At 40.1% G+C, this 19,814-nt stretch carries 26 protein-coding genes, 1 pseudogene and 1 other annotated feature; all 27 genes and pseudogenes read right to left on the bottom strand.

All coding sequences use genetic code 11. The features are described from left to right. Nucleotides 1–24 precede the first annotated feature (24 nt). Nucleotides 25–480 (bottom strand): ACT domain-containing protein, encoded by a 456-nt coding sequence (locus tag H7J92_RS09100; protein WP_009497478.1) that lies wholly within the window; start codon nt 478–480, stop codon nt 25–27. A gap of 37 nt (nt 481–517) precedes the next feature. Beyond that, nucleotides 518–1,807: a GTPase ObgE gene (gene obgE, locus H7J92_RS09095; RefSeq protein WP_221836601.1), complete on the bottom strand. Its 1,290-nt coding sequence runs from the start codon at nt 1,805–1,807 to the stop codon at nt 518–520. Nucleotides 1,808–1,810: 3 nt separating this feature from the next. Then, nucleotides 1,811–2,344, bottom strand: a complete 534-nt coding sequence (locus tag H7J92_RS09090) for a Spo0B domain-containing protein (protein ID WP_221836599.1) — start codon at nt 2,342–2,344, stop codon at nt 1,811–1,813. Between the two features lie 134 nt (nt 2,345–2,478). Then, entirely contained in the window at nt 2,479–2,769 is a 291-nt protein-coding gene (rpmA, locus tag H7J92_RS09085) for a 50S ribosomal protein L27 (protein ID WP_009497481.1), read from the bottom strand. A gap of 12 nt (nt 2,770–2,781) precedes the next feature. After that, entirely contained in the window at nt 2,782–3,108 is a 327-nt protein-coding gene (locus tag H7J92_RS09080) for a ribosomal-processing cysteine protease Prp (protein WP_221836597.1), read from the bottom strand. Between the two features lie 6 nt (nt 3,109–3,114). Next, nucleotides 3,115–3,423: a 50S ribosomal protein L21 gene (rplU, locus tag H7J92_RS09075; protein WP_009497483.1), complete on the bottom strand. Its 309-nt coding sequence runs from the start codon at nt 3,421–3,423 to the stop codon at nt 3,115–3,117. A gap of 13 nt (nt 3,424–3,436) precedes the next feature. Then, nucleotides 3,437–3,512, bottom strand: a sequence feature (ribosomal protein L21 leader region). 162 nt (nt 3,513–3,674) lie between these two features. Then, a complete protein-coding gene (locus tag H7J92_RS09070) occupies nt 3,675–3,875 on the bottom strand; it encodes a hypothetical protein (RefSeq protein ID WP_221836595.1) in 201 nt (66 codons plus the stop codon). A 91-nt stretch (nt 3,876–3,966) separates the two neighbouring features. Beyond that, entirely contained in the window at nt 3,967–4,128 is a 162-nt protein-coding gene (locus tag H7J92_RS18055; RefSeq protein WP_425516857.1) for an RNA polymerase sigma factor, read from the bottom strand. After that, a complete protein-coding gene (locus H7J92_RS17680; protein ID WP_246602683.1) occupies nt 4,080–4,220 on the bottom strand; it encodes a hypothetical protein in 141 nt (46 codons plus the stop codon). Before H7J92_RS17680 ends, H7J92_RS18055 begins: the two co-directional genes overlap by 49 nt. Nucleotides 4,221–4,583: 363 nt before the next feature. Beyond that, a complete protein-coding gene (locus tag H7J92_RS09060; protein ID WP_221836588.1) occupies nt 4,584–4,919 on the bottom strand; it encodes a hypothetical protein in 336 nt (111 codons plus the stop codon). A 197-nt stretch (nt 4,920–5,116) separates the two neighbouring features. Continuing rightward, complete coding sequence (locus tag H7J92_RS09055; protein WP_221836584.1) at nt 5,117–5,317, bottom strand: hypothetical protein; 201 nt, start codon at nt 5,315–5,317, stop codon at nt 5,117–5,119. Between the two features lie 129 nt (nt 5,318–5,446). Then, nucleotides 5,447–5,881, bottom strand: a complete 435-nt coding sequence (locus H7J92_RS09050; protein WP_221836581.1) for a hypothetical protein — start codon at nt 5,879–5,881, stop codon at nt 5,447–5,449. A gap of 18 nt (nt 5,882–5,899) precedes the next feature. Beyond that, nucleotides 5,900–6,253, bottom strand: coding sequence for a hypothetical protein (locus tag H7J92_RS09045; RefSeq protein ID WP_221836579.1), 354 nt, complete (start codon nt 6,251–6,253; stop codon nt 5,900–5,902). 1,213 nt (nt 6,254–7,466) lie between these two features. Beyond that, on the bottom strand, nt 7,467–8,084 hold the full coding sequence (locus H7J92_RS09040) for a M50 family metallopeptidase (RefSeq protein ID WP_221836576.1): 618 nt from the start codon (nt 8,082–8,084) through the stop codon (nt 7,467–7,469). Continuing rightward, a complete protein-coding gene (locus tag H7J92_RS09035) occupies nt 8,081–8,623 on the bottom strand; it encodes a peptidoglycan DD-metalloendopeptidase family protein (protein WP_078816762.1) in 543 nt (180 codons plus the stop codon). The genes H7J92_RS09040 and H7J92_RS09035 overlap by 4 nt, the downstream gene beginning before the upstream one ends. A 108-nt stretch (nt 8,624–8,731) precedes the next feature. Continuing rightward, the gene (gene minD / locus H7J92_RS09030; RefSeq protein WP_040759193.1) at nt 8,732–9,532 is read right to left on the bottom strand and encodes a septum site-determining protein MinD; all 801 of its coding nucleotides are present in this window, start codon (nt 9,530–9,532) and stop codon (nt 8,732–8,734) included. 1 nt (nt 9,533) lies between these two features. After that, nucleotides 9,534–10,211 carry a septum site-determining protein MinC gene (gene minC, locus H7J92_RS09025; RefSeq protein ID WP_078816763.1) on the bottom strand — a complete coding sequence of 226 codons (678 nt, stop codon included), beginning with the start codon at nt 10,209–10,211 and terminating at the stop codon, nt 9,534–9,536. A gap of 13 nt (nt 10,212–10,224) precedes the next feature. Continuing rightward, nucleotides 10,225–10,746 (bottom strand): rod shape-determining protein MreD, encoded by a 522-nt coding sequence (gene mreD, locus H7J92_RS09020; RefSeq protein ID WP_078816764.1) that lies wholly within the window; start codon nt 10,744–10,746, stop codon nt 10,225–10,227. Then, nucleotides 10,743–11,636: a rod shape-determining protein MreC gene (gene mreC, locus H7J92_RS09015; protein ID WP_221836575.1), complete on the bottom strand. Its 894-nt coding sequence runs from the start codon at nt 11,634–11,636 to the stop codon at nt 10,743–10,745. Before mreC ends, mreD begins: the two co-directional genes overlap by 4 nt. An 18-nt stretch (nt 11,637–11,654) precedes the next feature. Then, a complete protein-coding gene (locus tag H7J92_RS09010; protein WP_040759197.1) occupies nt 11,655–12,671 on the bottom strand; it encodes a rod shape-determining protein in 1,017 nt (338 codons plus the stop codon). A 171-nt stretch (nt 12,672–12,842) separates the two neighbouring features. Next, nucleotides 12,843–12,983: pseudogene (locus tag H7J92_RS09005) on the bottom strand (JAB domain-containing protein); the annotation flags it as partial. A 260-nt stretch (nt 12,984–13,243) separates the two neighbouring features. Beyond that, nucleotides 13,244–14,692: an Msr family ABC-F type ribosomal protection protein gene (locus H7J92_RS09000; protein WP_221836696.1), complete on the bottom strand. Its 1,449-nt coding sequence runs from the start codon at nt 14,690–14,692 to the stop codon at nt 13,244–13,246. Between the two features lie 112 nt (nt 14,693–14,804). Then, a complete protein-coding gene (locus H7J92_RS08995; protein WP_221836574.1) occupies nt 14,805–16,004 on the bottom strand; it encodes an MFS transporter in 1,200 nt (399 codons plus the stop codon). A 384-nt stretch (nt 16,005–16,388) separates the two neighbouring features. Then, nucleotides 16,389–16,433 (bottom strand): erythromycin resistance leader peptide, encoded by a 45-nt coding sequence (locus H7J92_RS18050; RefSeq protein WP_105980607.1) that lies wholly within the window; start codon nt 16,431–16,433, stop codon nt 16,389–16,391. Nucleotides 16,434–16,660: 227 nt separating this feature from the next. Then, nucleotides 16,661–17,314 carry an STM2766 family helicase-associated protein gene (locus H7J92_RS08985; RefSeq protein ID WP_221836573.1) on the bottom strand — a complete coding sequence of 218 codons (654 nt, stop codon included), beginning with the start codon at nt 17,312–17,314 and terminating at the stop codon, nt 16,661–16,663. Nucleotides 17,315–17,323: 9 nt separating this feature from the next. Next, the gene (locus H7J92_RS08980; protein WP_246602682.1) at nt 17,324–19,336 is read right to left on the bottom strand and encodes an STM2767 family DEAD/DEAH box helicase; all 2,013 of its coding nucleotides are present in this window, start codon (nt 19,334–19,336) and stop codon (nt 17,324–17,326) included. 101 nt (nt 19,337–19,437) lie between these two features. Beyond that, complete coding sequence (locus H7J92_RS08975; protein WP_221836572.1) at nt 19,438–19,812, bottom strand: DUF6262 family protein; 375 nt, start codon at nt 19,810–19,812, stop codon at nt 19,438–19,440. Nucleotides 19,813–19,814: the final 2 nt, after the last annotated feature.

The following is a 19,814-nucleotide window of genomic DNA, read 5'->3' as shown; positions in this document are numbered from 1 at the left end:
CTAACTAGTTCGTCTTGCCTTATTTCAGAAGACACCTGAACTGATTAAATCAACGGAATCAATGAATCGGGGAGCTTTCAGTCGTTGTAGAAAAGCTTCCACTTTAATTTCCATTTCCGTTACATCGAGCGATAGCGTGATATTGGCACGCCCCTGTACAGGAATCGTCTGGTGGATCGTCAACACATTGCATTTTGCCTCTGAAATAATTTCCAGCAGCACGGCCAATGACCCCTTTAAATCTTCCAATTGAATAAAAATCGTCAAGATGCGGTCCCGCGCGATCGATTCGAACGGGAACACGGCATCACGATATTTGTAAAAGGCGCTACGTGACAAACCGACCCGCTTCGTAGCTTCTTGGATCGTTGTCACTTCGCCTCTTGCCAACATTCTCTTTGCTTCCAGCATTTTTTGCATGGATTCTGTCAAAACATCTTCACGGACCAAGTAAAACTGGCCTTCCCCAATTTGTTCCATTTGGCTCCCCCCACAACGAGCAATTACATTTGACGACTTATTCTAAGAACTCGAACTCATAGTTCAAGATCCGTACGATATCGCCGTCTTGTGCACCTCGTTCACGCAATGCATCGTCGATACCCATACCACGCATCTGTCGTGCAAACTTCCGCACAGATTGATCGAAATTGAAATCCGTCATCTTGAACAAGCGCTCCAATGTGTAACCGGACAATACATACGCACCGTCGTCATCTCTAGAAATAACAAAGTCAGGACCGGTTGCCTCATGTTTGTACAAGACAGAATTCGCTTCCTCTTCTTCCTCTTCCAACATTGGGAATTCAGGCGTTGTTTCCAATAAATCCAGAATTGCATACAGCAATGGATCCAATCCTGTTCTGGTCAATGCCGAAATCGGGAATATTTGTATATCTTCGTCTCCCAGCGCTTTTTTGAATTCCGCTAAATTCTCTTCCGCATCCGGCATGTCCATTTTATTGGCTACTACAATCTGCGGCCGTTCGGTCAGACGCATATTATATTGCTCAAGCTCCGCATTGATGGTCTGATAGTCTTCGAGAGGTTCGCGCCCTTCGAGTCCAGACATGTCAATGACGTGGACGATAACACGCGTCCGTTCAATATGTCGCAAAAACTGATGGCCGAGGCCGATTCCTTCATGCGCTCCTTCAATCAGGCCAGGCAAATCCGCCATAACAAATGTACGGTGATCATCCGTTTCCACCATCCCTAAGTTCGGTACAAGCGTAGTGAAGTGATAATCGGCGATCTTCGGCTTGGCTGCCGAAACGACAGATAACAAGGTGGATTTTCCGACACTCGGGAAACCTACCAATCCAACATCAGCCAATACTTTCAATTCCAGTATGATATCACGGCTGACACCTGGCTCACCTTTTTCCGATAGCTCAGGAGCTGTGTTCTGAGGTGTCGCAAAACGGCTATTGCCGCGTCCTCCACGTCCCCCGCGAGCGATGACAGCTTGCTGGCCGTCTTCTACAAGGTCTGCAATGACTGTGCCAGTTTCCGCATCTTTTACGACGGTGCCGGGCGGAACTTTCACGACTAAATTCGCGCCACCGCGTCCATGCATATTCTTACTTCCTCCGTGCTCTCCACGCGGTGCTTTAAAATGACGCTGATAACGGAAATCCATTAACGTACGTAGACCTTCGTCAACGACAAAGATTACATCCGCGCCTTTTCCGCCATCCCCTCCAGCAGGGCCGCCATATGCAATATACTTTTCTCGGCGAAACGCGACCATACCGTCGCCTCCGTCGCCACCTTTAACAAATACTTTTACGTGATCCACAAACATTATTTATAATCCTCCTAATTGTCCACTGATGATAAACGTCCATTGACCCTCTTCAGCGCAGACTTCAACCGTAAGCAGAGATGAATTCTCGCTTATGTTCATTTGCTTTGCATGTATTTCTGAAAACGTCATTTGAATACTCCACCCTGCTGCATCTGTCCTGACTGTGATTTCCACTGGACATTCTGCATATTGGTCGATCTTCGGTATAACGTCCTGTACAAGACGTTCCAAGTAATCCACAAGTACTTCGTCAATCTGTTGCACTTCTATTTTCGATGCGATGTCGCAATGCAGGTGGCTTTTAAAGACTGGGTATCTCCAGTCCAATGTAGTCAACCACTCTTCCGTTAGCGGCATACAAAGTTTCTGAAGCATTGCAAGTTGCTGCATTTCTGCTGTTTTGTCCAGGATGCATTTTCTGGCTTCCTTATACTTGCCCATGTCCAAATACATGAGCAATAATTGCAGGTCATTCATATGGTCATGCCGACTGTATCTCATGGTGTCGGACACATTTAATTCGATATTTCCCATTGTTTTCACCGCCAGCTGAATTCGTACTTCTTAGTATAGCATTTACGTACGGAAATCACTAAAATAATCAACAAAGAAATAGAAAAAGGACTGCATCAAGTGCAGTCCTTTTTCTATTTCGTCATGCTATCCAATTATGCTTCTTGCACTTCTGGGTAGACGCTGACTTTCTTTTTGTCGCGGCCAAGGCGTTCGAAACGAACGATGCCGTCAACTTTTGCGAAAAGAGTATCATCTCCACCGCGACCAACGTTTTCACCTGGGTGAATTTTTGTTCCGCGTTGGCGATAAAGGATTGAACCACCGGAAACGAATTGTCCGTCTGCACGCTTAGCGCCAAGACGTTTCGATTCGGAGTCACGACCGTTCTTTGTAGAACCTACTCCTTTTTTGGATGCGAAAAACTGAAGATCCAAACGTAACATAGCTGCCACCTCCTACTTGGTAAAGGATAATTGTATATATTGCCCATAGTCTAATTCAATCGTTTGTAAAGAAACGATCATTGCTTGCACGATCAGTTGGACTTCCGTGTCCCGCTCCGTTTCCGGAAACGACACTCGCAAGTATCCACCGTCCGCTCCTTGCTCGATCATAGGTGTAGTTCCAGTAAGTTCAGCGATTGCATTGACCGCCCCGAAGGATACGGCTGAAGCGCCTGCACATACTAAATCTTTACCGTGTTCTGCAAATTCAGCATGACCGTCCATCTCAAAAGCTGAGATGCGCCCAGAAGGCTCTTTTGTAATTCGGACATGTATCATACCGAATTATAGATTGATTCCGTCGATCACGATTTTCGTGTATGGCTGACGGTGACCTTGTTTTTTGTGGTAGTTCTTTTTCGGCTTGTATTTGAAAACCGTAATTTTCTTTCCACGGCCTTGCTTGACAACTTTACCTGTTACAGTAGCGCCTTCTACGAAAGGAGCACCTACTTTCAGGTCATCCCCACCTACTAAAAGGACTTTGTCAAATGTTACAACCTCGTCAGCTTCACCAGCAACTTTCTCGATGAAGATTTCTTGGCCCGCTTCAACTTTGATTTGTTTTCCACCAGTTTCAATAATTGCGTACATACTTGCACCTCCTCTATTTACTCAGACTCGCCTTCACAGGTGATTCGCTCTCGAATGCTTGTACCTGATCAGTGCGGTTGTAGCACGGGTGCTACAAACAATAACAGTAAAATATTATCACATAGAAATCTCTTGGTCAAGGGAAATCGTAATTGAGTGAAAGAATGATTTGAAAGTGGTCCGGGATTTGAGTGTGAATGCATGGAATAATCCCACTGAAATGATTTGAAATCCAAGAAGAAAGCACTTAGTCAGATCGCAAAACTGGCGTCTTTCATCGAATGAGTTGCTGATAGCCGCGTGTTGAATTTCACGACATGAGCTGCATTTGTGAGCTTAGCTTGGACTTGTCCAGCTGAGGCAAAAATGCTTTCGGATGTAACTGCTAAACAAATCACCAGAGTCAAAGCTGTGCCGAATGCGAAGCGCATTTTTACGTGTTGTTTTGTCATACACAAACCTACTTTCACTATTCATTTATCTTCCTGCTATTCCTCTCGCTTCATCAACAAGAAATGTTCCGGTGTTTCATAATTAAAAAGTTCATTCATAATTAAATGCAAGTATGTAATTTTCACGGATTTTCTTCTTCTTCAACATGTCATAATATTTATTAATTGCTACTCTGTAAAGCCAGGCCTGTGCAAGATCGATGTCTATTCCATCGATATATTGAAGAAATTGTAAGGCTGTTTCTTGTGTAATATCTTCTGCATCTTCTTTACTTGCTCCCATATTAAGGTTAGAAATACTGGACGTAACTTTTGCTGCAATTTCTTCCCGAATGTATCATTCATTTCTCCCCTCCTACTTGTATAACGATTGAGTTTATAAAAGGTAAACAGAAAAACAGTTGTTTATATGTTGAATTCTAGAAACTTTAAAAAACATGACCCCGTTCTCATAAATAAACGGTGCTACCCAATAGTGTTTATATTAAAATTTAAAGTACTTGAACTACAGTCCAAGATATCGATTGTCTCAAAAAATTAGGTTAGCCCACCTTGCAAATGCTAGGAATAGGTTTTTTAAAATTAGACTTATTAAGCAAAGCCTCATTAGTTTAATAGGAACGGAGATGATAATACAACAATCGCCCCCGTTGATTGAACAAGAAAAATTGAGCATTCGGTAATTAGGCATAAGAATTAATTTCCTAATTACTGTCCCCTATTGGATTGCCGCCCCTTTGCAATCCAATAAGGGACAAGTTTATTAACCCTCTCCGCTTTCTGATCCCACAAGTAATCGAACGTCACAAGTATTTTCCCTTCTCTATTCCCGCCTTTTTTCCCATACTTGTATGTGTACCGAATCTTGGTTTCAGTTTGTTGAACAAGTGTGACCTTACCGAAATTATGTTCAAGGTGTTCAGTCAATTCATCGGGAACCCAAGTTGAAAATCCACCCATGTACTCCCCATGCTCTTCTTTTTCGTCGTCAATCTTAAAACGGATTATGGCAAGTGGATTACAATCAAAAAGACCATCTAACATAATTACCTTCCTCCTCTAAACTGAAAATGAAAGGGATGTTCTATTGAGCTAATCCGTTCATTTTTAAATCACTAATCTCCAATTAGAACCTCAAATAGGAATCTAGTATCTAATTTGCCTGAAGCAGCTCAACGATCTTTAAGTAAAGCCCCCATTTGCTTAAAATACTGTATTATTGACGTCTGAAAATAAATACTTTATTTTTTCTCTGCTCTTGAATTCCGCTTTTTGTAAAGTACATAAATTGCGTTCCCAATCGTTACAATTATTGCTGAGGTTAAAAGACCAAGCATTAGATATTTATTATTATCAAATATCAAGAGCAATATAGTTGCCACAACAAATGCTCCCCAATTTCCGATAGCAAAACGCCACGGATGTTCTTTATTAAATAACATAACAAGTTATCCCCTTTTTTGGTCTGCATAATGGCCCGTTTGCTTAACATCCATTATTTATCATTTCACTCAATGATAACATTTTAACTTTCCAATAACCTCCATAATATTAGAAGTTTTAACTGATACTTATGACTTCCTTCTTTGATTCATCCCCTTCTGTTGTTTCATTTGTTTCTGCTGCGCCTTCAATTTTTCAAATTCCTCATATTCCAACTCATCCAATATCCGATCGATTGCTTTTCCTTTAAAGAACTGCTCAAATAACGTTTGGGAACTGTAGACATTCATTTGTTTGCCCCCGAAAGTGTCATTATAAAAAACAGTTCCTTGATCTGTTGCCACTTCTACAGCTGCTAAAAAATCATTCGCTTTCTTTTCGGACAATATGTCTTCTGCAACACAATCACTCAATACAAAAGCCTGATAACGAGGGTGTGCCAAATCCTTCAATAATTCCGGGTCCATTCCTTTCTGGACTCGCAGCAACTCCTGTGCGGACACCTGCTCTCCTCGTAAAACGGCTACATCATATGCTCGTTTCGCTCGTAAATAATCGGGCACAGCTACTAATTGCTCTTTCTAGTATTTCTTCGGTGGCTCACTTGGAAAATTGGCCAGTCGTTCTTTTGTAAAAGCTTCTCCGTAATAATCCATTGCCGTCATCAGCCACTCACGCTGAACTAACGACTTATCCGATACATCCAAACTTGGCATCCGCAAATGAATGCACTCGTCATAATAAGATCCAAATAAACGCAATGCCAGTTGCAATCTCTTGATTTCCTTCAACATACTTTCAAAGTTGTCTTTTTCAGCAGGAGATAGCTGGTCCATAGATGCCTTCTGTTGAAGCGATACCCCCTGTTGCTGCATAAAGGTTGCCGCTCGCGTTTGCACAGCTTGTAAGCGCAACAGGGGATCGTTCATTGCCACGAGTCAACTAGTACCCCCTTCACTAGTTGGCTCATGGCGTAAAATCCCTCAGCGCCAAAGCGGTCTCAGGACATGATGCATCCAGTCTCGGGCATACATCTTGATTCCGCCCTTAAGCCGTTCTTTTCCGTGGTATTTCTTTAAATAAATCGACTATTGTCGAAATATTACCAAGTTTTAACGAGAACATGTATCTGTTATGTTTGCAATAAAGCGGAAATGGACTTTATGGAATTTTGACTATGGTAATTAGGAGAAATAAAACAACAAAAAGGTCAACTCCTCAACAAAAAATTGAGAAATTGACCCTTTTGAATGTGCCACAATCGCGCCCGATTGGAGCACAAATTTTATGCAAGAAATGCATCCGTTAAATTAACCATGGCTAGTAAACTAACTCAAGGACTCAAACCATATGCAAGATTAAAAATACTAAATAAAATAAATAATACTATTACACCAAGCAATATGGCTCTTATAAAATAAGTCCAACGTTTTCTTTCCATCGGCTTTATTTTTTGAGTTATTGCGTATAAAAAAAGAATCGCGATTGGAATGATAAAAGCAAAACTAAACCCGTATGCCCAATTCCTATTTACGTCCCAGCCCTCTGGTATGACAGGTCCGTCATACATATTGTATTTCTCGTGAATACGATGATAACCATAGATGAATACGAAAGTAATAATTAGATAATAGAGTATTACCAATATTTTAACCCATTTATTGTACAGAGTTTTTCCACTGAACAATAAGGACATAACAAGCAATAAAATGATAATAACTACAAGGAAAATGGTTAACCCTCCAATCCTTTCAAACAATCTTAATTACTGTTTTTTTCGCAATATGGCCCGTTTGCTTAACACCCATTATTTCTCACTTCACTCAATGATAACATTTTATCTTTCCAATAACCTCCATAATAATCAAAGTCTTTCGATATGATTTATGGTTGTCTCTTTTGATTTATCCCTTTCTGTTGCTTCATCTGTTTCTGCTGAACCTTCAATTTTTCAAATTCCTCATATTCCAACTCAGCCAATATCCGTTCGATTTCTTTTCCTTTTGTAAGCGCAACTCGGGGGCATTAGTTGCCATAAGTCAACTAACACCCCCTTCACTAGTTGGCTCATGCCGTAAAATCTCTCAGCGCCAAAGCGGTCTCAGGATATGATGCACCCAGTCTCGGGTATACATCTAGATTCCGCCCTTAAGCCGTTGTTCTCCGTGCTTTCGACATTTGCTCAAATACCTGCTCATACTTACGGAAACGGTAGGAGATGATGTTTTGAACCGCTAGGAAAGCAGCTACAATTGTGTAAGGAAGGCTTTCTGGCAGATACATGCTTAAAAATAAAAACAAGGCAATTGACGCGATGACGGAATAGAGCGTGAATATCGAGCGTGAGGAGTATTTATCGTCTTTACTTTCCAGTAATACGGAGAGTGCTTGTCCACCGTCTAGAGGCAGGATGGGTAACAAATTGACGGCCAGCAATATGAGTTGAATTTGAATAAGCTGAGCGCTTCCCGGGAATGAGACGAGTAAAGCAATGAGTAACAGAACGGCTGTCGCGAGCGGTCCGCCAAGTGCTACGATCAGCCGTTGCTGTTTTGTTGCCAACTGACGATTGACGATTTGCAATTCTCCTCCGTACGGCAAGATTGTGCAGCTGCGAACATTCATCCCTGCTTGTTTGGCAGCCCATATGTGTCCAACCTCATGGAATAATAGTGAAAATAAGATCATGGCATACAATGAGACGCCTCCGACAATCATAAAAAATAAAAAAATCGGCAATAAAATTGGATGAATGCGAAATTTCATTCGAGGTCGCCTGTCATATAGGTTGCGAGTACTGTAGGCTCCAATGGAATACCATTGCGTTTCACACGTATATACACAGCGTCTTCATCCATCATGGCGATTTCATCCCCTCGTCTGACGGTTGTATAGGGCAACGTCGAAAAAGAACCGACAAATCCGTACGTCACCTCGTCTCCATTGTCATACTGTATCGTCACCGTTTTGCCTGACTGGCGGGTATAGCCTGTAAATACAACGAGTCCGTTTCCTTGTGACGTTATCGATAATGGTTGAGTGTACGAAATAATCGCACCATCCTGGTAAGGCTGAAACGATTCATATTTGGCGAATGGGTCGAATGCTGCTTCAGCTGATACTGTGATGGATTCATCATCCGCAATCCAGGAGGAAACCCATTTTTTCATGACTACAAAATCTTTACCTGTTGTGACGTATTGCGTTATAGGTATGTTGACGAGTTGGCGTTCTTCCATTTTTGACAAAGCGACTACAGACACAGTCAAAAGAAAAGCGATTATCCATTTGGTTTTCCACTTCACCACTTCCCCTCCCTTACCTGCAGTGTATGAAAGAACGGCTCTAGAAATGCGGGTGGAAAATAGACGCAAAAAAACTCAGTACCTTAATGGCACTGAGTTTCATTTCAATTATTTACTAAACAATGATTTCAATTTACCGAAAAATCCTGTTTTCCCTGTATCCATGGACATCAACGGCACAGATTCACCCAAAATGCGGCGTGCAATATTACGATAGCCTACAGCAGCCGGATTGGAAGGGTCCATCACGACAGGCTCGCCTTTATTGGAAGAAGAAATCACGTTTTCATCGTCTAAGACGATCCCTAGCAAGTCAATCGACAAATGTGTTGTGATTTCATTGACGTCAAGCGCGTCTCCGCTTTCCATCAAACGGCCTTTTATTCGGTTGATGATCAATTTTGGTGGTTCTATATCTTTTTCTGATTCTAGTAATCCGATGATCCGATCTGCATCACGAACGGCAGAAATTTCCGGAGTCGTGACAACAATTGCCCGATCCGCTCCGGCAATGGCATTTTTATATCCTTGCTCGATGCCTGCAGGACAGTCGATCAAAATATAATCGTAATCCATTTTCAATTCTGTGATGAGTTTTTTCATCTGCTCTGGAGATACGGCGCTTTTATCCGTCGTCTGAGCAGCCGGCAATAAAAACAGACGATCATCAAAGCGCTTGTCTTTTACAAGGGCTTGATGTATCTTACAACGGCCTTCGACGACATCGACAAGATCGTAAATAATCCGGTTTTCCAAGCCGAGAATAACGTCTAAATTTCGCAGACCGATATCTGTATCAATTAAACAAACTTTTTTTCCTTGTAATGCAAGGGCGGTGCCGAGATTGGCGGACGTAGTTGTTTTACCGACGCCACCCTTACCAGAAGTAATAACAATTGCTTCTCCCAAATTATATACCTCCTTTAAATGTAGCAAGGCCCGGACGTAAATGTCGGAGTTCTTGGAGGCGGTCAATCGCAATCTGCCCATTATCATGGATGTACGCACATTCCATTTCAGGATGTTCGGAAAGGATCGTCAATTCATCCGTCATCGTCTCCATTTTATCCGCAATTTTCAAATGCGTAGCCTCCAGCCAAGAAGCAGCTATTACGGCTTCTAAATTACCTTTGGCTCCCGCATGCGCTATGCCTTTCAGCCTACCCAAAATGTAAATACTCCCACCCGCAATAACTTGGGCATTTGGATTCACATCGCCAATAATGACTAAATCGCCAGCCGCCTTTACGATTTGTCCTGATCGAACAATCCCAATATAGGTTTCGGATTGCTTCTCGATCAGCTTTTGCTGACATTCTTCCAACGATATGACATCACTCTGAACCTTTGAAACTCGTAAATGAGGAGAATGATGAATGACCGAGAGAATGCTTTTCATGTCTTGTTCGTCACAATAACGGTGCCCTGTATGCAACTGCACTTCTGCAACGCCTTCGAGTCCGGTGCCCTGTACTTTTTCCTCCAGCTCTTCCAGCAGCTCGGAAAACGAACAATGGTCGTCCAACCGAAGCACCAAGCCGTCTTTTGTTCCTTTTATGGTTACCATTTGTGATTTTGTCACCCACATCACCTCGCAATACTTAAAAACCAGCTTGTTTTTGAGAAAATCGTTTTAATGTAATTTGCTTAAACGTCCAGCCAAACATCACAATGAATATTGAATTGGCAATCACCGTCGGCACGAGTCGACTCGTCAAGAATTCATTGAAATCGATCGACGTGAGCGCGATCACGCTAGCAAAAAAGTACGAAAGAATTTCAAGCAAGACAATCATCACTAATGATAATACCATGACCGTCAATGTGTGCCGCTGAATTTGGCGGATCACCAACGTAGATAAATAACAAATGAGCGGGTACATAAAAGTGTATAGTCCAATAATATCAATGTGATACATATCATACAAGAGTCCGAGTATTAAACCATATAAAATGGCCCGCTGACGACTGTAATAAGCCGCAATGAAAATCAAGTAAACAATCAAAAATCTCGGAACGAATACAAATAATTCTCCGTTCTGTTCAATTGGCGAGAACAGACTAAAAATCGGCTCCAAGAAAAACAATACAACTGCAATGAGAGGGATGACGAACCGAGTCATGATTCATCGTCCCCCTCTGTGTCAGCAGAGCTGCCTCCATCCGTGCCATCCACGATAGTCGATGAACGTTTGGCAATCATCACGTGATCCAGCATGGAAAAATTAGCTGCTGGTCGAATGTACGCAAGCTTCGTAAGACCATAGTCATCCGTTGACACTTCCGTTATTTCGCCAATTAAAATACCTTTAGGGAAAATCCCGCCTAGACCAGAAGACGTGACCTGCATGCCTTTTTTCACGTCAAAGCTAGAGTCGATTCGCTTCATGATCAATTGACGTGATTGTCGGTCAAATCCTTCAATCAGACCGAAGATCTCTTCTTCTCCTGCAATCATTGCAGCTACGCGGAAATTGATATTTTCAGTTGATAGCAATTCCACTGTAGATGTGAATGGATTGGAAAGCACAACTTTCCCGATCAATCCTTGAGAAGTAATGACGGCCATATTGACTTCCACACCGTCCGTCGTTCCTTTATCGACAATCAGCTTATCTTCCCATTGATCTGGATTCCGTGAAATCACCGTTGATTGGATCGGCTCGTACGCTCGTAAATCATCCAGCTTATTGACGATCTCCCGCAATTTCACATTATCCGATTTCACATCGACCAGCTCGGCTTGCGTAGCCGCATACGCATCCAGTCGTTCCTTCAATCGTTTGTTTTCTTCGTATGTATTAAGCATCGTATCAATATTTTCAATAATCCCCGTAACAAAATGAGCCGGTTTCGTGAACATTGACTGCCCGAAACCGACAACATCCTTCACTACTTGCTCCGGTAAATTTGAATGATCCCGGTCACGAAGTGAGAATGCAATTAATGCCACAAGGACGATTACTCCTACTAATAAAATGATTAATCGTTTATTGGAAAAAAAACGTGGCATTGCCTACATCTCCTCCAATTATTTTACTTGCATTTTTTTGATAACTTCTAAGTTATCTAATGCTTTTCCGGTACCCATAGCCACACAGTCCAATGGATCTTCTGCGATAAACACAGGCATATTCGTTTCATCCGAAATAACCTTGTCCAAATTGCGAAGCATCGCGCCCCCGCCTGTCAAGACGATTCCGCGTTCCATCACGTCTGAAGATAATTCAGGCGGAGTAGTTTCCAGTGTCTTTTTCACACCTTCAATAATCTGCAAAATAGATTCGCGCAACGCTTCGACAATTTCTTCTGAAGAAATTTCCAATGTTTTCGGCAGACCCGTCAATAGGTCACGACCGCGAATATCCATCTTTTCCGCTTTCACTGCATCTTTAGCGGAACCGATCTCAATTTTGATCGCCTCTGCCGTACGCTCACCGATCGTTAAGTTGTACGTCTTGCGAATATAGCTGATAATCGCTAAATCCATCGTATCCCCACCGACGCGGATTGATTCGCTCGTTACAATACCGCCAAGTGAAATGACTGCGACTTCTGTCGTACCGCCACCTATATCGACGACCATACTGCCCGTTGGTTCCCAAACCGGCAAATTTGCTCCGATTGCTGCCGCAAAAGGCTCTTCAATCGTGAATGCATCTTTTGCTCCTGCTTGACGTGCCGCATCAATGACTGCACGTTGCTCGACGGAAGTAATTCCGTATGGCACACAAATCATGACATTCGGCTTCTTCCATGAACCGCCGGAAGCCTTTGTTGCCTCTTTCATATAATGCTCAATCATTGCAGTTGTTGTTTCAAAATCCGCAATGACCCCGTCTTTCATCGGGCGAGTCGCCACGATGGAGCCTGGCGTACGTCCAATCATATTTTTAGCAGCACTACCGACTGCTACGATTTCATTTGTCACAGTGTTTTTAGCTACTACGGAAGGTTCCCGCAGCACAATACCTTTTCCTTTGATAAAGACCAATGTATTGGCTGTACCCAGGTCGATTCCTACATCTTTAGTTCCGATTCCAAACAAATTAGTTCTTCCTTTCTGCATAACCGTCAACGGCCTTCTTAAAAGCATACACCACATTATAACGGAAAGGTAACTAAATTTACAGTGGGGTCTCACTAGAATGCAAAAAACACGAAAAAAGAGACCGATTTCCCCAGTCTCTTGCATGCATCTAACAGTCTATCATCCCTCTTAAATATATCCCTTATCCTTAAGGCTGATGAACTTTTGGTCGCCGATAATGATGTGATCAAGGACGTCTATTCCCATGATCGCCCCCGCTTCCATTAGTCGTTTCGTCACTTCGATATCCTCCCTGGATGGCGTCGGGTTTTATCAAGAGTAAATTATTTAAAATCCATTAAAATCAATGCCCGTACTTTAAGGCTATGTATTTAAGGTGATCTCACTTGGTAAATATATTTAAAACTGGCACCCGAAATTATTACCAAATAATGTAAGTATTCAGGTTTTATATAAGTTCACTTAAACTTACACCTAAAAGTGACATTTATTATATAATCGTGTCGTTCTCTTGTGAAAATGATTAATAAGAAAAACCTTGGAAGCAGGATTACCCTGCTCCCTAAGGTTTAGATTATATGCTTTATTTTTTGTTTCTCAATCACATACACATCATCAGCTACCCGGTCTATAAAAGTTCGGTCATGTGATACAAGAAGGACAGTACCCTCATATCCCTTTAAAAATCTCTCCAAAGCCTCAATGCAAAAAATATCAAGGAAGTTGGTTGGTTCATCTAAAACCAAAACATTGTATCTGCCTAAAACTAACCGGCACAACACAAGGCGAGTTGCTTCACCACCACTTAAATTACGAACATTCTTTTTCAAATCATTTCCTGCAAACCCCATAGAATGAAGAGCGGAACGAATTTCGCTTTCTTCGTAGTCACTTCTCTCTTTTACAAACCCGATGACTGTTTCATCTTTAGTGAACTGATAATCCATCTGCTCATAAGCTCCAAAAACCACTTTGGGAGAAATCGTCAGGCCCTTACCGTTTGCTAAAATATGTCGAAGAAGCGTTGTTTTACCTGATCCATTACTCCCCGTAATAGCAATAGTTCGACCCAATGGGAACTGAAAATCGGCTTCGCTTAGAAGCAATTTATCGCCTGCCGAAATCGTTAATCGCTCTGCCATAATTGGAAACTTATTGTGCAGCTCAAGCGATTTTGGTTGGCGAAAACGAATGACGTTTTCTTCCTTCGGAGCTTCCACAGCTTCCAGCTTCTCCACCCTTTGCTCAATTGCTTTTGCCGCACGCTGTATGGCTTTTTGGCTTGTTCCCTTTGACTTGGTCTCTATCATACGATTAGCCTTTGCCTTTGGCTCCTTTTTCGATGACTTAGCTATTTTCTCAGCTTTTTTCATTTTTTCCTGGGCTGCTTTTTCAAGACGACTCTTTTCTTTCATGTATTGTTCGTGAGCTTTACCTTGCTGTTCTCGCTCCAATTGCTTATGTGCAATGTATTCACTGTAATTCCCGGAATATACGTTTACTTTACCTTCCTCTACTTCCCAAATGGTTGTAACCAATTCGTCTAATACAGCCCGGTCATGACTAATTAGCACAAGTGCACCATAGTAATACCTAAGCTCATCGAGTAAAAAGGAAATACCCTCTTGATCCAGATGTGTTGTCGGTTCATCAATTAATAAGCATTCATAATAGTGGGTAAACAACTGGGCAAGCTTCAATCTTGTCTGTTCACCACCACTCAATCCATCAACAGCACTGTGCACGTGCAATTTTCCCAGCAACCGAGGATCGACTTCAACGGATTTTGGCACTTCTAATTGTTCAAAATATCCAACACTTACATGACTTCCAACTTTCCCCTTCGATGGTTTAGCGATTCCTGCAAGTAATTTTATTAAAGTACTTTTCCCTGCGCCGTTTTTCCCAACGACACCAATCCGATCAAATTGATGGACAGCTAAACGATCAATCTCCAATACTTTCTTATCAAGAAAGGTTACTTCCACATTTTCTATTTCAAAACATATTTGTTCCATCATAGCTACCTCCCGAAATATGGTCATTTCGTACCGATAGCTAACCATCGATACGAGCTTTTAAATCAAGCCCGTATCAATAAAACAATAAAAATGACATTGCACTTTCCTCCTATTTAGATTTCAACGCTAAAATTCCGTTTATTGTAATTAATACACCTATTATAGAAAATAGCGCAGCTACTCCTACTAATTTAATCAATATCCCTGCCACTGCATAGCCAATTGGTACCGCTAATAACGAAAGACTTGTTACGAAACCAAAGGCTCTTCCAAGTATCTGTGGTTCAATTTCAGTCTGAATAAAAGCATAGAAAGGTCCTGAAAACAAAGGTCCGGCTAAACCGACTAAGCAAGCTAAAACAACAAATACGTAAAAGAGGGATGGAGAGAGCAAACCGGAAATGGCCAATGCAATACCCATCAAAATCATTCCTGCTGCCATTGTTTTGACCTTATCAAATCGATCACCGAGAATACCTAACAGTGAACCCCCTGCAATTAAACCTACAGCAAAAACAACCTCGACAACACCAGCCTCGATAACACCTTTTTCAAAATGATTGCGTGTTATAAGAGGAAAGTAAGTGCCAAGAGGAATGTATAAAACAGCAACAACCGTCATGATGACCGTTAACTTTAACAAGACAGGATGGTTTACAAGCGCATCAAATCCTTCTTTCATTTCAGCAAGAATGCTTGTACTGTCTATTGTTTTTCTTCTTTGCACTTTCGGTATGTGAATAAATAGTAGAATACTACTTGCTATCACTGCACCGAAAACATCTAACAATAATACCCATTCAATTGAACTAGCAGCTAATAATGACATCCCAATTGCCGGACCTGCGATATTGGACAAGGAACTTACTGTCTGTCCCCAACCGGCAACCTTTGTAAGATGTTCTTCGGGTGCCATTAGTGGAATAGACGCTTGCATGGCCGGCATATGGAATGCTGTTGCTATTGAACGAAGAATTAGCACAAGTATGACCAATTGTATACTTGGTTCAAAAAAATACATCGTAACAAATAAAGCGAAAGTTACACAGGCAACTGTCATGTCTGAACAGATCATCATCACTTTTCGTGAATAACGATCTGTTATTGTACCTGCAACAGGTCCTAAGAGTGATTGAGGTAAAAATCCAGCCAAACCAGCCAGTGTTAAGACCAGCGGTGAACCTCCCGTCGTGTCAGTTAGCCACCATATAATACTAAATTGTACGGCAGCACTACTTAGTAGCGAAAAGAACTGCCCTGTATAAATAGCGAAGAATTTACGTTTCCAGTTTAAACCGTTATTTTTCATTATAATCGATACCCCCTGTAAAAGTTCTTACGTATCGATTATTAATCGATACGAGCTATCAACACTTCAGCTCGCATCAATAAAAAAGCAACATACCCATTTAAATATCCTCCTTCGAATTTAAATAAAATAAAAGATCACAAACGGTCTGTCTGTGATCTAAAGTAAGGGGATTTCCTATCTAATTGAATGAATCACGAAAGTATCATTGCTATCGACTACTACTCCTGTCAGAATGTAAAATCGATAGTACACAAAATAAAGAAAGGCAACTTAATCCCCTTTCCTCAAATCATATAATTATTTTCCAAAGGGGGTATTGAAAATGGATAGACTTATCCCGTTTACTCTGCATTCACAAACAGAGTCTTTAACCATATTCAGTTACTGGTTCAAAGTTGGGAAACGTAGTCTCATAGAGTGTGTCATTTTCAATAGTCCTCCTAAAATTCAAATTGTTATTCCCATCATACAAGTGCTTTCTAAAAAAGTCAAAGGCGAAAGTTATTATAATACTACCTTCAAGACCCATGTTATTCACATGCTCTGACGCTCCATGTCAAGAGCCAAATAGCGAGTAAACATTTATTGGAGTAGCAAACAAATCTATACTGCCATTATCTATATAGGCTTATTCATACGTTTTTGGGATACCGTCACTTTGAGATAAAGTAACTATCCGTATTTACATCGAGAATATCTATAAAAGTGTTACAATCAAGTGTATCATTAATTCCAATCTTAAAGGTACCGTCAGAAGTATAATTTATATCAATATGATTTAATGGGTGTAACTTACCATTTTCGCGCACCTCATCATAATCGTATCGTAAATAACCCGATTCAAACATCTGTAGGGTTTTTAGTATTTGCCATACTTGATCTTTATTCGGTTTGGTATCAAAACTGTCTATTACTTGCATCAATTCAGAATCCAAATCAAGAATCCCCTGATTTTCGTTTCCATAAAAAGTTTCTTCAAACGCTGATTTCAGAACTGTAAGGTTGAGCGCATTTAACTCTAAATCGGTAATAGAATCGTAAATTATTGGATTGTTCTTCTCTTCCTGAACTTCAACATTGAAAGGAAAATTGAATGAGAAAATCTTATTCTCAATTACAAAAAACAACCGTTTCATTTTATCAACTCTTAAGATGATATAATTATTACTTGGTCTTTCTAAAACATCAGCATTTGTTAGTAATGGAATAGCTTCTAGCATCAACATAATAACATGTTTTTTCGTTCTAATTGGTTTAGAAGCTATTTCCACGAATCTTTTAGTCATACTTACTGTAAACTCTTTCATACTAACACCTTATATCAATTCAATATTTTTACTAATTACTTCATAAATTTTATCAACATCCACACTCTCCGGTAACATTACATTAACCACTCTATGAATTTGTTCTTTTACTCTTAGGTCTCGAATTTGAAACGATTGGTGCAAAATCTCTTCTACGATTTCGTATTGAGATTTATTTTCACTAGCTTCAAGCATCAGTTTAGATTTATCCATTATTTCATCAGGTTTTGGCTTTTCCACCTTAAGTTGACCCGTATCGTTTAATTCTTTTGCTGCACCTTCAAGTTTTAAATTAAGTTCTCCATTTTCTTCTGAAAGTATTAAATAGCTTGTGATAAATGACCTGGTTAGCATCATGTATAGCGAGTTTCTAATAGTTGTATTACTATTAAGTATGGAGGTTGTTATACAAATAATAAAAGGAAATTCTAGCCCCTTTATATTGTTTCGATTACTTATAAATAAAGCATCTTTTGTTTTATTTTTTACTTCATAACCCTTAATGGCTGTCCACCCAAACATCCGATCAACCTTGATAATCAATTGTTCAGCAAGTTCATAGTTAGATTTATTGTCTTCAAGGAATACGATTCCAATATCACCCGGTTCGACAGTAGGATTTTTTTCTCGAATATCTTGAATAGCCGATAGAACTTTATCTAAATACGTGTCATCTTTAGCAACAGCAAGTTTAAGGCTGGTAATATCTTCTGCAATGTTTTCAAACCTTTTTAAGGGCTCTCTTGAAAAACTGTAATAATCCCCTTCTTTTTCAATCGTGTATCCGCAAGCCTCCCATTCTTCATCACTTAACCATCTAACTACCGGCCTCTCTAAAAGTCCAAATCCGATGGCGTGAGCAAACATTAGAGTTTTTGGATCAGTCCTATAAACTCTATTCAAAAGAAAATCAGGCATTATTTCTGTGTTTTCATTATAGTAATAAATACTTTGAAAGATATCACCAGCAATATAAACCTGTTTTTTTGTAACCTTTTTACATAGTTCGAAAAACGCTTCATTAAAATCTTGACTTTCATCGATTAGAATATAATCAAAGAACGGCTCAAATGCCCCTTCTGATTCAAGTTGATTCAGCCTTTCTAACGCATCTTTACATACTGATTCAAAAGATATAGACCAGCTGTACCTTTGAAAAGGAATTTGGTAATAATTACAAATAAAACTATATAAACCCGAATTTTTATCTGCTTTAGAGCCCCAGCTACGTTCCACCCAAAGTCGCTCGTCCCATTTAATTTGCTCATTAACTTTCATGAAATCAAAAAAAGTGGGGATTCGCCCATTCAAATCTTGTGCTAAAATCTTACTGAAACAGGTGAAAAAGATTTTCGACTTTTCCTCGTTAACGTAAATATCCTTAAGTTTATGTAACAGTAATTCCGTTTTACCCGTGCCTGCTAAACCTTGAATTGTTACTACTTTTTTATCTGGCTGTTTGTAAATGAACCTTGTTTGTTCGCCATCAAATAGAATAATATTTTTCTTTATTTGTTCTAACGTATTTCCAGGGAGTTCTCCATCAACACGATCAATATCATTTATACTTCCAGTTAGTAAAGATATCAATAGCTCACCTTTACGTGCATCTATACCAGTTAAAGAATTACTCTGAATAATCGAAGCTATATCATCATTAGCCTCGAAATCAATTTCTTCAACAAGCTTATCTCTCCATTTTCTCGGTCTACCCAAAAAACTATTATAATTATATTTATCTGATATAATCCCAAGATCTTCGATAAAGTCATCAGAAAAGTCTTGAAACGCATCCGTATCATTACCAACATTAATAACTAATAGCTTAACTTTTGGAATAAGAATTACAACTGCTTCTTTATAAGAGTATTGATATTTTCTTTCGCCTACTGGTTTGTTTATTACATATACTTGCTTTTTTTCCTCTTGGGATAGTTTTTCAAGATCCCTTAATATCGAGTGTATCCTTGGATTGCTTTCTGTATCAGCGTCCAAGTGTTCAAAAAAATAACTATTATCCATGAACTTCCGTCCTTTCGCGAAATAATAAATATGATCCGATCCCTTTGAAATAAAGGATAAGTAACATCTTTAGTTCGAGAGCATTTAACATTTCATTTAAACTAATCTTTAGTGTACAAGTCTCCATATAATTTTTGAATTTGGTCTCTTAGTTTAATATTTTCCCCTTCTAACTCTTTGATTCTTGTTTTTAAGGTTTTAATTAATACTTCTTCTGACCGGGAGCTTTTCTTAGATTTCGATGCACTGTATGTTTTCTGTCGATTACGAAGGGATTCAATCCTTTGCCTAATATCGCTTTCTTTATAAAGCCATGATTTAGAAACATTCGCTTCTTTTGCTACTGTATTAAAATTAATGGTCTTACCCTCAAGGGATAACTTGGAAATAATCTTGTCTACATTTTCTCTAGTATGCTTGGTCTTTAGCTTTGCTAAACGCACAATTTCCCTTGTATTTCTCACTTGTTTATCCAATT

It is taken from the genome of Sporosarcina aquimarina, from assembly GCF_019748715.1.
Lineage (GTDB): Bacteria > Bacillota > Bacilli > Bacillales_A > Planococcaceae > Sporosarcina > Sporosarcina newyorkensis.
The sequence above is the reverse complement of the archived record's forward strand: the minus strand, read 5'-3'. Positions and strand labels throughout refer to the sequence as shown.